At 40.4% G+C, this 13503-nt stretch carries 12 protein-coding genes; 6 read left to right on the forward strand and 6 right to left on the reverse strand.

Annotated features, from left to right (window positions below; genetic code table 11):
* Positions 1-7: 7 nt before the first annotated feature.
* The 6 genes from H7992_RS01010 to H7992_RS01035 all read right to left on the reverse strand — a co-directional run bounded on the left by H7992_RS01010 (position 8) and on the right by H7992_RS01035 (position 6871).
* Positions 8-1195, reverse strand: coding sequence for a hypothetical protein (locus H7992_RS01010; RefSeq protein WP_187046436.1), 1188 nt, complete (start codon positions 1193-1195; stop codon positions 8-10).
* A gap of 314 nt (positions 1196-1509) precedes the next feature.
* Positions 1510-2400 carry a peptidylprolyl isomerase gene (locus H7992_RS01015; RefSeq protein ID WP_187046437.1) on the reverse strand — a complete coding sequence of 297 codons (891 nt, stop codon included), beginning with the start codon at positions 2398-2400 and terminating at the stop codon, positions 1510-1512.
* Positions 2401-2517: 117 nt separating this feature from the next.
* Positions 2518-3348: a hypothetical protein gene (locus tag H7992_RS01020; RefSeq protein WP_187046438.1), complete on the reverse strand. Its 831-nt coding sequence runs from the start codon at positions 3346-3348 to the stop codon at positions 2518-2520.
* Positions 3349-3476: 128 nt separating this feature from the next.
* The gene (locus tag H7992_RS01025) at positions 3477-4892 is read right to left on the reverse strand and encodes a sensor histidine kinase (RefSeq protein WP_187046439.1); all 1416 of its coding nucleotides are present in this window, start codon (positions 4890-4892) and stop codon (positions 3477-3479) included.
* The gene (locus H7992_RS01030) at positions 4889-5590 is read right to left on the reverse strand and encodes a response regulator transcription factor (RefSeq protein ID WP_187046440.1); all 702 of its coding nucleotides are present in this window, start codon (positions 5588-5590) and stop codon (positions 4889-4891) included. The genes H7992_RS01025 and H7992_RS01030 overlap by 4 nt, the downstream gene beginning before the upstream one ends.
* A gap of 114 nt (positions 5591-5704) precedes the next feature.
* The gene (locus H7992_RS01035; RefSeq protein ID WP_187046441.1) at positions 5705-6871 is read right to left on the reverse strand and encodes a S1C family serine protease; all 1167 of its coding nucleotides are present in this window, start codon (positions 6869-6871) and stop codon (positions 5705-5707) included.
* Between the two features lie 143 nt (positions 6872-7014).
* On the opposite strand from H7992_RS01035, the gene H7992_RS01040 reads away from it, so the two are divergent.
* The 6 genes from H7992_RS01040 to H7992_RS01065 all read left to right on the forward strand — a co-directional run bounded on the left by H7992_RS01040 (position 7015) and on the right by H7992_RS01065 (position 13292).
* Positions 7015-8001 carry a LacI family DNA-binding transcriptional regulator gene (locus tag H7992_RS01040; protein ID WP_187046442.1) on the forward strand — a complete coding sequence of 329 codons (987 nt, stop codon included), beginning with the start codon at positions 7015-7017 and terminating at the stop codon, positions 7999-8001.
* A gap of 90 nt (positions 8002-8091) precedes the next feature.
* Positions 8092-9372: a histidinol dehydrogenase gene (gene hisD / locus H7992_RS01045; protein ID WP_067204627.1), complete on the forward strand. Its 1281-nt coding sequence runs from the start codon at positions 8092-8094 to the stop codon at positions 9370-9372.
* 31 nt (positions 9373-9403) lie between these two features.
* Entirely contained in the window at positions 9404-10717 is a 1314-nt protein-coding gene (locus H7992_RS01050; protein ID WP_187046443.1) for a GntP family permease, read from the forward strand.
* A gap of 76 nt (positions 10718-10793) precedes the next feature.
* Positions 10794-11726, forward strand: coding sequence for a 3-hydroxyacyl-CoA dehydrogenase family protein (locus tag H7992_RS01055; RefSeq protein WP_187046444.1), 933 nt, complete (start codon positions 10794-10796; stop codon positions 11724-11726).
* A 12-nt stretch (positions 11727-11738) separates the two neighbouring features.
* Positions 11739-12503 carry an SDR family NAD(P)-dependent oxidoreductase gene (locus H7992_RS01060; protein ID WP_187046445.1) on the forward strand — a complete coding sequence of 255 codons (765 nt, stop codon included), beginning with the start codon at positions 11739-11741 and terminating at the stop codon, positions 12501-12503.
* Positions 12504-12524: 21 nt separating this feature from the next.
* Positions 12525-13292 carry a 3-hydroxybutyrate dehydrogenase gene (locus H7992_RS01065; RefSeq protein WP_187046446.1) on the forward strand — a complete coding sequence of 256 codons (768 nt, stop codon included), beginning with the start codon at positions 12525-12527 and terminating at the stop codon, positions 13290-13292.
* Positions 13293-13503: the final 211 nt, after the last annotated feature.

Raw genomic sequence — 13503 nt, forward strand, 5'->3', positions numbered from 1 at the left:
TAGCTCATTACAAGAATCCGACGAAGAGGCCCGCAAGGATAACCGAAACCATCGTGACACTTATAAATCCACCGACGAGCATTGGCGGTAACATATGACTTGTCAGTGCTTCTCTTTCTTTTTCATCTTCTGTTAATGAATTGATGACTTCGTTGGTAATAATATAGTCCGCTGGGAAACCGTATAACGCGGTTAACGAAACGGCAAATGCCATTTCTTTACTGACTTTCAGTACTTTCCCCATGAACAACGAGAAGATGTACATACCGACGACGCCCAATACGATACAGCCGACGAGTGGATACAAAATTTCCATCATCATGGAAGGTGTCGCTTTTTTCAAACCGTCAAAGATAAACAGCATAAGTGCCATCATTGCTAATCCAAACCCATTTGCTTTTTGCAGTACGTGACGTTCCAAAAAGCCGATACTTGTTGCAATAATACCAAACAATAAGCAAAGCACATAAGGACTAATTACCACAATAGGTGCCAGCAATGTAGAAACGAGATACGCAAGGAATCCGACGAGTGCGAGTCGGAAAAACTTAAAGTAGTCTGTATTGAATTTATCCGGCATCTTCTTAAATAGCTTAAGTTCATGTCGTTCTGAAACTGAAGCTTGAGTACTGGTTTTTTGTTCTTTCAGTTCGCCTTTACGATACTTTTCAAGAAGCATTTTACCTTCTTTTTTAAGAACAATTGACGTAAGAGGATAACCCGCGAAGCCTTGCATCACGTAAATGACAATCGCGAATACAGCCAATGTTGCGAGTCCGGCGTTGGCAGCGCCTTCTGACATGATCAACGCAGATACAACACCGCCGACGAGAGGTGGAATTGCAACGATGATTGTTTCAATACCAAATAGCATTGTACCGATTCCGAATAGGGCAACGACAATCCCTAAAATTCCAGCAAGGGAAATTAAAATGGTTTTCCATTGTTCTTTCAGTTGTTGAAGTGATAGCAATGTACCCATATTGGTAATGAGTAAATAAATCATCATTGATGCGACAGTAGGCGGTACGCCGGCAAGCGAAACAATATCTTGCGGGAAAAACGTCCAATAACCTAGCAGGAACAGGACAGCGCAGACGAAAACGGATGGAATCCACGCTTTCGTCCGGACAGAGACGACATCTCCGATATATAAAATAGCGACCAAGATAACTAAAGCTAGCATTTGAGACATAGTATTCTCCCCTTTCAGACAATATAGAATTTTAATTAGAATAGCATAAAATTCTGTCGAATAATAGCGAAATTTATACATTGCATATAATATATCGCAAAGGAAGTGAGTGAAAGCGCTTTCTAGTGAGTTGTAGTAAATCGACTATTTTTGTAGGTGAAATTCATCTGAAATGAATCAAATTGTTATGGATGTATAGCATATTGAAGGGTTTTATTATTCGTTCAACTATGTAAGCAGAACGAATAATAAAACCCTTCAACGCAGTATCTATCATTCTGCATTGAAGGGAGTCCGTTTTTTCGATATTTAACTTATTCTGTGAGTAACGAATTCTTGATTTTATAGTCTGATTTTACTTCATCTAACCAATTAACGTACTCTGCTTGTACACCTTCTTCTAGTAATAGCCCTTTTATTTCTTCTTTATGATCATCAAATGTTGCAGCTATTGCTGCTTTCTTATCGGTTACATGAATAATATGATAACCGTGTTCTGTTTTTATAGGGTCGCTAATTGCATCAACTTTCATGGAGAATGCTGCTTCTTCAAATTCGGCTACCATTTTTCCACGTGGGAAAAAGCCTAATTCTCCGCCACTTTCTGCACTCATTGTATCTGTTGAGAATTCTTTTGCAAGTGCTGCGAAATCCTCACCAGCTGCAAGTTTCTTCGCAACTTTTTTCGCTGTGGCTTCATCTTCCACTAAAATATGGCTGGCTGCGACTTGTTCTTCCTCGTTAAAGGATTCTTTGTTTTCTTCGAAGTACGCTTTGATGTCCTCGTCAGTTATTTCAATACGTGGCTCAATTATTTTTCGGATAGATAAATAATCAATAATATTCTCTTTGAATTCTTTCTCAGTCATTGTATTCTGCTTAAGTGCTGCGTCAAACGCTTCTTGTCCACCTGCATTTTCGATATATATTGCAAGTTCTGCATCTACTTCTTTATCTGAAATAGAGATTTTTTCTTTTTTCAACTCAAGTGCAACGACTTTATCGTCAATCATTGCAGTAAGTGCTTCTTTTCCAGCAGATTGAACGAGAACTTCATATAATTCATCTTTCGTAATTTTTTCATCACCGACAGTTGCAACAGTTTCATCTGCCGCCTTTGAATCTTTTGAGCAGCCTGTTGTGACAGTTAGAATAATTGCGAGTAGACTGACTGCTAACAATGGGAATAACCTTTTTTTACGCATTTTTTAATTCCTCCAATGTTTGATATAACTTCATTCTACAGGAGAAATATGAACAAACTATTACGGAGAATAAAAAGACTGAACGAAAAAACAGATTCGTTTTTTCGTTCAGTCTTTTTATTCTTGGGTATTACTTTTTTCTGTTACTTGTGATTTCCCCTCATTGTCGTCTTTGTCATGTTCACGTCCACCTTCAAAATGTTCTCCTTTACCACTACGTGGTCTATCGAAGAAAAAGTCTTTTTCTACCTTAGAAGGGAACAAGTCCAAATCTTCAACTTTGTCGGCGTAATTTGTACGGATTTCATTCATTAGTTCACGTGCGGATTTGTTCGCTGTATCGATGCCAAGTTTTTCAGCAGCATTGAAAATTTCTTTGTCGCGTACTTCTTTCATTAAGTCATGATGATCTTTGTCATCTGTTTCAATACCCAGTTCTTTTGCTTTTTTTAAAACTTTAGCCTGCCCAACTTCTTTTGCAAGTGCTTTGAATTCTTTGCCAACAGTGGAGATACCAAGCTCTTTTGCTTCTTTCGTAATTTGTGCTTCGCGAATTTCTTTTGCTAACATTTCATCGTCCTTGCCAGTTGCATCAATGCCTAACTCTGTAGCTGCTAGTTGAAGTTTCGCATTCCAAATTTCTTTCTGAAGGGCTTTTATTTCTTTACCTTCAGTATCAATGCCAAGTTCTTTCGCGTGTTTTAGGGTCATGGCTTTTTGTACTTCTTCGAAAATTACTTTCGTGTCCTTGCCGTCAGTTTTAATACCAAGTTCTTCTGCCTTCTCAGAAATAAACTTTTTAGCATCTCCTTGCTCCCCATGTTTATGTTCGAATGAAGGGGAGCTTTTCGTCGTCTCGCTGTCCTCTTTCGCATAGGCAGTTACCGACCCAATTACACCTAGAGTCAATACCGTTGCTAAAACATATTTCATTGCATTATTCTTCATTTATTTTCCTCCTTCATGGATCTGATTAATTTTAGTATGCCCGAAGAATATGAACGAATTATGACAGGGGTATGAACGAGATATTAAAAAAACTGCTATGCACAATGCAGAGCAGCTAAAACAGATTTTTAGTTTTCATTTTGTACAGGGAACGACAGCGTAAACTTTGTACCTTTTCCTTTTTCGCTTGTTACATCGATTGCGCCGTTATGCATCATGACGAGACTTTTTACAATCGACAAGCCAAGTCCGAATTCGCCGTATGGATTCGTTGTTCTAGATACAATGGCTTTATAAAAACGACCCCAAATTTTCTCGACATCATCAGGGTCAATCCCAATACCTGTATCTTCGATTTCAATGATACAGTTTGTATTGCTCATATAACCGCGAAGATAGATCCTACCGTTGTCGGTGAATTGGATACTATTTTTTGTGATATTGATCAATATCTGGGTGAGTCTGTCGTAATCTGCAAACACCAATATATTTGGGTCTACAGCCACAAAAATCTCGTTATTTCGTTCCGCCGCAACGCCCTCGAGCTGATCTTTGATGATTTCTAATAGTTCAACGAGCTGGATGTCCTGTTTAAAGAGTGTGACTTGGTTGGAGCGGATTTTTTCGTAATCCAAGTTTTCATTGACCAGACGGATAAGTCGCAACGTTTCATTAGTGGCGAGTTGCAATCCCTTTTCTTTTTCAGATTCAGGAATCATATTATTTTTTAGTCCTTCAATCATGCCTCTTATTGTTGTAAGGGGTGTTCGTAATTCATGTGACACATCGGCCATGAATTGACGACGCCTGTTTTCGAGATTTTCAATTTCCTCCATTGAGGCATCCAACTTTTCAACCATCTCGTTGAAATCACCCGCAAGTTCACCGATTTCGTCAAAATCCGAGGAGGGGATGCGTACTGAGTAATCACCTTGTGCGACGGCAGAAGTTGCATCTTGAAGCCGTTTAATACGCCTAACGTGAAAAGTCGATAAAATCCAGCTGAGAAGAAGCGAAATGGTCAGTGCGATGAACGTTGTAATAAGCAAATAAGTATTCATTTGAGAAATAACTTCACGTGAGCCTTTTATGGGTGACGTCAAAAGTATACCGCCGACAAATCGATTGTTTTGGACATAGGGAAGAAGAACAAATGTGACGGCTTCGTTGAATCGTTTGAAATCCTGCTTCACAGTTACAGGTTGACCATTTTTAATATCGTGCCATTCTTTTTCACTCAAACTAATGAGCGGCGTTTTTATGCCTGTCGAATAAATGATGGCCGAGTTTTCGTCGAATAAACTATATTGAATATCCCGACCATTTAGGACTTGTCCATAAGACTTTAGGATCCTGTCAGAACTTCGCTGGTCTTGTTGGATGTCTCGTAAAATAGATTGCCCATATGTCTGAAGTTCTTCTGTTTTATTAGCATAGACAAATTGCTCGATATAGTGTGAAAATAGCAAGCTTAATAATAAAAAGGCAATGACGATTACGCTGAAGTGACTGACAAGTTGCTGGTATAAGTATTTCACTTTCACTTTGAGTCACCTATGGTTTCGTCGAATCGGTAACCGACACCCCAAACAGTATGGAAAAAAGGTTGTTCATCCGTCGAGACTTTCGTGCGAAGCCGTTTGATATGCACGTCGACAGTTCGGTCATCACCATAAAAGTCATATCCCCACACGTTATCCAGCAATTGTTCGCGTGAGAAAACTTGTTTCGGATGCTGGACAAAATGGTACAGTAGATCGAATTCTTTTGGAGTCAGGTTTTGTATTCGTACGCCATCGAGCAATACGTCACGTGTGTTAAGGTTAATCTTAAAATGGGCGGTTTCGACGACACCGTCCTGCAGTGGTTTGTCTTTTAGCGTTGAATACCTGCGTGTTACCGCCTTAATGCGAGCCATAAGCGCCAGTGGACTGAAGGGTTTTGTGACATAATCATCTGCACCCATTTCAAGTCCGAGCACTTGGTCTGATTCACCGTCTTTTGCGGTTAGCATAATAATGGGCGTAGCAATGTTTGCTAGCCGTAGTTTATGGCAAATCGAAATCCCATCCATGCCAGGCAACATCCAGTCAATAATGATGCAATCCCATCCGCCTTGCTTCGCAATTTCGAAACCTTCCAAACCATTTTTTATGAATGAACCATCGATTTCTTCCTTCAAGAAGAATAGCTCAATCATGGAAGATACACTTTCATTGTCTTCAATTACTAAAATTCTCACTAAAACACGCCTCCTGTTGCACTGCCATTCCTTTCAAGGTAAATCGAAAACGAGAAATTAGCAACTGCAAACACCCCTCCCATGGAATGAAGGAGAGGTGTTTGGACGAATATATTAATTTGCCGTGGATACATTGCTCGTAAGTAAAACGTCAACCGTTTTCAACTCGGAACCGCGATAAATCGTAAATGTTGCTTTGTCACCGACAGCAAGATTCGTGTACAAGAACTTCCGTAGCTCTGTTGAGTTCTTCACTTCAGTACCATTAATCGCTGTTATTATATCTTCTACATCGAGGCCCGCTTTTCCTGCTGCGGATTCAGGATCAATATTTGCAATTACCACGCCAGCTTTTATTTCACTCGGAAGACCTTGCAAGTAGGTCCGTGGCACCTGATCAAGATCCGCAAGTCCAATCCCGATATATGGGCGTTCAACTTGTCCATTTGTTGTCATTTCTTCAATTAATGGAATGACTTCGTTACTTGGAATCGCAAAGCCAAGTCCTTCGACACCACTTTCAGAAATTTTTAAGCTGTTAATGCCAATGACTTGTCCTGCTGCATTGAGGAGTGCGCCACCGCTGTTCCCGGGGTTAATGGCTGCGTCCGTTTGGATTACATTCATTTCCCATTCGCCCGCAGAAGTCTTCACGTTGATGGACCGATTGACTGCACTCACAATCCCTTGGGTTACTGTACCGGAGAAGTCGAGGCCAAGTGGATTACCGATGGCGATGACATCGTCTCCTGCACGAAGTTTATCGGAGTCGCCGAATTCAAGGGAAGTGTCTGCATACTTCGCATCGATTGTTAGAACAGCAAGGTCACTTAGTGCATCTTTCCCAACGAGCGTAGCCGTTGTTGTCTCTCCGCTTTCAAGTGAAACCTCAAGCTTTTCTGCGCCTTCGATGACGTGGTTATTCGTCACGATAAATGCTTTGTCACCTTCTATTTTATAAATGACACCCGAACCGGAACCGCTCTTGGTACTTTCAGCTTGCTGTGAAAAAGGATTATTCCCTTTTTGGTAATTGACAATCCCAACAATTGCACCGGAAGACTGTTCTACCATATCGGAAAGTGACGGTATATCTTTAGTGCTTGTTTGCTGTACATTATAGGGAACCGTATCCGTAGTGACAGGTACCACTTCGGCGGAATCGCCTTGTAGTAGATCTGTATTGACTACGACCGCTAACGTTAATACCGAACCAATAACACCTGCTCCTATTGTTGCTAAAAATCGTTTACCCGGTTTGTTTCTATTTTCTGTCTCCATGATAATTCCTCCCGTTTCATCTGATACACTTTATTCTAGTTGGAAGATATGAACAAACTATTACCAAGAAGTTAACGATTGATGAAGTAGCTGTTTTGAGGGTATAGTTGAATCAATAATATGATTCCAAAGGTGTGAGTGAAGTGCAAAAGTTAATTACTGCGATGGATGTCGCAAAACATGCGGGCGTATCTCAATCGTCTGTGTCCAGAGTTTACTTTGAAGGTGCCACAGTGTCTGCGAAAACAAGGGAAAAGGTGCTAGCTGCCGCGAAAGAATTAGGCTATCGGCCAAATGAGTTGGCGAGGAGTTTAATTACGAATCGAACGAAAATCATTGGTATAGTGATGAAGGGTATTCAAAATCCTTTTTATCCTCAAGTTTTAAAGCAATTTACAACGACCTTTAAAAGTTTGGGCTATAGCATTATGTTTGTATACACGAATAATGACGAAATACAAAAAGAAGATATCGATATTTTATTTAATTATAATGTTGCAGGTGTCATTATTACAGACGCGTCACTGTCTTTAAATGCTATAGAAGACTTTAAAAGATATAAAATTCCTTTGGTGCTTTTTAACAGAAAAATCGCGAGTAATGATTTTTACTCTGTGTGTTGTAATAATTTAGAGGCAAGTAAGGAAATTGCACAATTTCTTGTTGATAAAGGTAGTTCGGATATCATTTATATTGCAGGGAATCAAAATACATCGACAAGTAAAGAGCGGGAACAAGGCTTTACTGAAGCTCTTACGAAAAATAACATTGCCCTGAAAAGGATTGGATCGGATTATACATATGAGGGTGGATATAAAATTACCCAGCAAGTGATAAATGAAAATGGAATTCCAGATTCATTTTTTGTGGCGAACGATATCATGGCGTTAGGCGTGTTGGATGCACTTCGTGAAAGTTCGATTGCTATTCCGGAAGCTACGAAAGTAATTGGGTTTGATAATATTGAAATGGCTTCGTGGCCGACGTATAGTCTAACGACTTGGGCACAACCGATTAATGAAATGGTAAATCAAACAGTCAGTTATTTAATGTCGGAAATAGAGGAGTACACAGGTTTTGCTGACAATATAGAGGTAAATGGGATTTTAATCGAGCGTAAAACGACATAAAAAAAGGTTGACTTCCTAGAGTATTTGAAATACTCTTTACCTATAAAGTGCTTTGCATACGTATGCAAGAAAGAAAGAGGAGGAAATAAAATGGTTAGAGTATTGAAAGCTGGTAAATCACAAGAAGAATTGACTAAAAACAATCTTGAAGTATCGAAAATTGTAGCGAATGCTATTCAAGAAATTGAGAATAGAGGAGACGAAGCGGTTCGTGAGTTCTCCGAGAAATTTGATAAATGGTCGCCTGAGGCATTCAGATTAACCGAAGAACAAATTAAAGAAATCGTAGCGCAAGTACCTGCGGAAGTAATCGAGGATATTAAATTTGCTCAAAAGAACATTCGTGAATTTGCAGAAGCGCAATTAGCGTCAATGAACGATGTAGAAGTAGAAAACATTCCAGGCGTTATTTTAGGGCATAAAAATATCCCTGTAAGCAGCGTCGGCTGTTATATTCCTGGTGGACGTTACCCTATGGTTGCTTCTGCTCATATGAGCGTGTTGACAGCAAAAGTTGCTGGTGTCAAACGTGTAATCGCTTGCACGCCGCCAATTAACGGTGAAATCCCGAATGCAACAATCACGGCAATGTATTTGGCGGGTGCGGACGAAATCTATTTATTAGGTGGAATCCAAGCGATGGCTGCTATGGCGATTGGAACTGAAACGATCCAATCTGTCGATATGATTGTCGGGCCTGGAAACGCTTTCGTGGCAGAAGCAAAAAGACAACTATTTGGTCGCGTAGGAATTGACTTGTTTGCTGGACCTACTGAAACATTAGTTGTTGCGGATGAAACAGCAGATGCTGAAATGATTGCTACGGATATTCTTGGACAAGGTGAACACGGTCCAACATCTCCGGGTGCCTTAATTACGACTTCGGAAAAACTTGCTTATGAAACTGTAGAAGAAATCGAAAGACAACTTAAAGTATTACCAACGGCTGACGTTGCACGCGTTTCATGGGATGATTACGGCCAAATCCTGTTAGTGGATAGCATTGAAGAAGCGCTTGTAGAAGCCGACCGACTAGCGTTTGAACACGTTGAAATTCTAACAGCAGATCCGAATTATTTCTTAGAAAACATGACAAATTACGGTTGTCTATTCCTAGGGCCTGAAACGAACGTTGCATACGGCGATAAAGTGATTGGAACGAATCATACATTACCAACAAAAGGTGCAGCTCGTTATACAGGCGGTCTATGGGTAGGTAAGTTTATCAAAACGGTAACGTACCAAAAAGTGACACCTGAAGCGAGTGCTTATATCGGCGAATATGCAGCGCGTCTCTGTCAATTGGAGAACTTTGCAGGTCATGCTGAACAAGCGTTATTACGAGTAAGAAGGTACGGAAAGAAAGCATAATTTCTTTTCTGCAGAGGGGGCAGGCGATTCGATGTTAGGGATGATAGGGTTATTTGGGGGACTAGCATTATTGATTTATTTGACAATGAAGGGCATGAACTTACTAATTGCTGCTCCGCTGTCAGCGCTCGTTGTTGCACTATTAAGTGGCCTTCCATTATTTCCGGGAGTACCGGATGAAGGGATAGCTAACTTTGTAACAAATTATATGGGCGGTTTTTCAAGTTTCATCGGCTCATGGTATTTAATGTTCTTGACTGGAGCAATTTTCGGTAAAGTTATGGAAGATAGCGGTGCAGCAGAAAGTGTTTCGAAATGGATTGTAGGCAAGCTTGGTATGAAACGGGCAGCTCTTGCTGTTGTAATCGCTTGTGCAATCCTGACGTATGGGGGAGTTAGTTTATTCGTCGTTGCATTTTCTGTTTATCCAATGGCCATCAGTTTGTTTAAAGAAGCAAACTTACCAAGAAGATTCATCCCAGCGACATTAGCATTTGGATCTACAACGTTTACAATGACTTCTGCGGGTTCACCAGAAATTCAAAACTGGATTCCAATTGAGTTCCTTGGAACAACTGCATATGCTGGATGGCAAGTAAGTGCAATTGTAGCTGCATTTATGGCGATCTTCGGCTATTGGTGGCTGAAAAAAATGATTTCAAAAGCGTTGGCAAAAGGCGAACATTTTGTTGATAGAGAAACGGATCATCATGAGGTGAGGGAGCATTTACCGAGTCCATTGTTAAGTGTAATTCCCTTACTTGTTGTGTTGATTATCTCATTTATATTCCATAACTCATTGGGGACATCTGCGTTAATTGTTGCTCTTACGAGTGGTGTAATCGCAACGTATTTAATCAACAGAAAGTATTTCTCGAACTTTGGGAAAGCGGTTTCAGAAGGAACAATGGGTGCAGTTATTGCAATTGCCAATACAGCCGCGGTTGTAGGGTTTGGCGGAGTCATAAAAGCAACGCCCGCGTTTGGTGACGCTGTTAGTTTTATGACGGCTATACCAGGTAGTCCTCTCATAGGAGGAGGACTTGCTGTAGCAGTTATTGCAGGTTTAACTGGATCATCATCAGGTGGACAGGCGATTGCTTTACCGTTGCTTGCACCACATTATTTAGATTTGGGTGTCGATCCGGATGCGTTACACCGTGTGGTCGCAATTTCTTCAGGCTCTTTGGATTCATTGCCACAGGGCGGTTATGTTGTAACGACAATTCGTTCAATTGCTGGCGAAACGCATAAAGACGCATATCCTGCGTTTGGCGCATTAACGGTCATAGTACCAATACTCGGCGTCGTGTTAGCTGTCGTATTATTCTCATTAGGCATGTAAGTAATAGATACCCAACAAGCTAATTGTTATAGTTTGTTGGGTATTTTATCATATCGAAAAATGGAGGTAGACCGTTATGGAAAAACTAGCAATCATTGGTTGCGGCACGATGGGACATTCAATTGCGCTATCAGCAGCGTGGGCAGGGATAGAAGTCAAAATCTCTGGTATGAATGAACAAGACCTAGCAACAGCAGACAAAGGGCTTCGCAATAAATTAACGGTGATGGTACACAATGATTTATTTAATGAAGCAATGGCTGAGGAAATTCGTAAGCGCATTGTATTTTCAACTTCATTAGAAGAGATTGTACAAGAGGCGACTTTTATAATTGAGGTCATTCCAGAAAATAGTCAAATGAAGCGGGAATTGTATAAAGAGATTGAAGCAATATGTAGTAAAGATACTGTTCTTGCGAGTAATACGTCTGGATTTACGCCAACTTCTTTAGCGGAAGAAATGGAGTACCCGAATCGTTTTATCGTTACACATTTTTGGAATCCGGGACATTTAATCCCCCTTGTCGAAGTGGTTAAAGGAGAGAAAACTGATCAGGAAACGATTGAGCGTGCTATGAATTTATTGAACGAAATGAATAAAAAGCCGATTTTGATAAACAAAGAAGTCCCGGGATTCATCGGGAACCGGCTGCAGTATGCTTTATTCCGCGAGGCACAATCGCTGCTCGATGAAGGTGTTGCGACGAAAGAAGATATCGATGCAGCTGTAACGTATAGCATTGGGAGACGATTGCCGATAACGGGACCGTTAATGACTGCGGACATGGGAGGCCTTGACGTTTTCTCTGCGATTTCAAATTACTTGTTTGAAGATCTTAGCAATGAAAGTAAATCGGGAGTTCACTTATCAAATCTAGTCAATCAAAAGAAATTCGGTGATAAGAGTGGTGAAGGATTCTATATGTGGGATCAAGAAACTTCTGAAACAATCAATGCAGAGCGGGAGAAAACGCTTATTCACTTCCTAAAAAACGATCGGAAAGAGTAGGAGGATGCTAATATGAAACCATACTTTTCAGATTTAGAAAACAAAACGGTTATTGTAACGGGCGGTAGTAAGGGTATTGGAAAAGAAATTGCCCGGACATTCGCTGAACTAAAAGCGAATGTCGTTATCGTAGGTCGAGATGAGAATGCACTACATAACACGCTAGTGGAATTACACCAATACAATACGAAATGTAAATCGATTCAAGCGGACTTAAAGGATATCAAGCAGGTTCGGGCGATGGTTGATGAGGTAGCGACCCAATTTGGAACGGTAGATGTATTGGTGAACAATGCGGGGGTTAATATCGCTAAACCGGCGATAGAAGTGACGGAAGATGATTGGGATCAAGTGCTCGATACAAATTTAAAATCTACGTTCTTTTGCAGTCAGGAAGCCGCTACTTACATGATTCCGCAACGCAGTGGGAGGATCATCAATATCGTATCCCAAATGGCTTTTGTTGGTTATTATAATAGGGCGGCGTATTGTGCAAGTAAAGGTGGAGCGGTTCAACTGACAAAAGCGTTGGCAGTCGAATGGGCGCAAAGTGGAATAAATGTAAATGCCGTTGCTCCGACATTTATTGAAACAGAATTGACGACTAAAATGTTTGAAGATGAAGCATTTAAAAATGATGTAGAAAGTCGAATTCTCTTAGGCAAACTGGCACAACCGGGAGATATTTCAGGAGCGGTTCTTTACTTGGCATCGAACCTATCAAATTTTGTTACAGGTGAAACGATTAAAGTAGATGGTGGATGGACAGCAATCTAAAAGGTAAAGGTGGCAAAGAATATGATGCAAGATCAAGTGTTATTTATAACTGGAGCAGCAAGGGGAATCGGATTCGATATTGCAAAGGCATTTTCTGATGCTGGTGCTAAAGTTGTTATCTCTGATTTAACGCAACAAGCCGTCGATGAAGCACTTTCCAAAATTGAAAAAAATGTCGAAGGAATTGTCTGTGATGTTACAAAAGAAGAGGACATCAAAAAGGCAATTGAATTTACGGTTGAGAAGTTTGGGCGGATTGATATTCTTGTCAACAATGCGGGGATGCAACATGTATCATTTATCGAAGATTTCCCTACTGAAAAGTTTGAACTGCTTGTAAAAATTATGTTGACGGCACCATTTATAGCCATCAAACATGCACTGCCTCATATGAAGAAACAAGAGTTTGGAAGAATTATTAACATGGCTTCTATTAATGGCGTTATTGGATTTGCTGGAAAAGCCGCTTACAACTCTGCAAAACATGGGGTAATTGGTTTAACGAAAGTAGCTGCTCTCGAATCGGCTTCAGATGGAATTACTGTCAATGCGATTTGTCCAGGGTATGTCGATACGCCATTAGTGAGGAACCAATTTGCTGACCTTGCAAAAACAAGAAATATTGAAGTTGAACAAGTTTTAGAAGAAGTACTATACCCATTAGTTCCTCAAAAAAGACTGCTCGATGTGAAGGAGATAACGGATTTAGCTTTGTATATTGCAAGTGACTCCGCAAAGGGTATGACTGGACAAGCGATTATTTTGGACGGTGGCTACACTGCTCAGTAAAACCATTGTTATATAAAGGGCCTACTCGTAAGTCGATTTATAGACTTACGAGTAGGCCCTTTAATTTACCACGCATGGATAATAAAGTAGCTCCCGATGAACATGTCAATCTATGTCGAACGATTATAAAGTCTAGTAGTTGAAATAATCAACATAGTCTGACAGAATAAGAGGACAAGCTTCTTTTTTATTTCAAGTCTGTTGTAAGCGC

Source organism: Sporosarcina sp. resist, from assembly GCF_014302295.1.
Taxonomy (GTDB): Bacteria; Bacillota; Bacilli; order Bacillales_A; family Planococcaceae; genus Sporosarcina; species Sporosarcina psychrophila.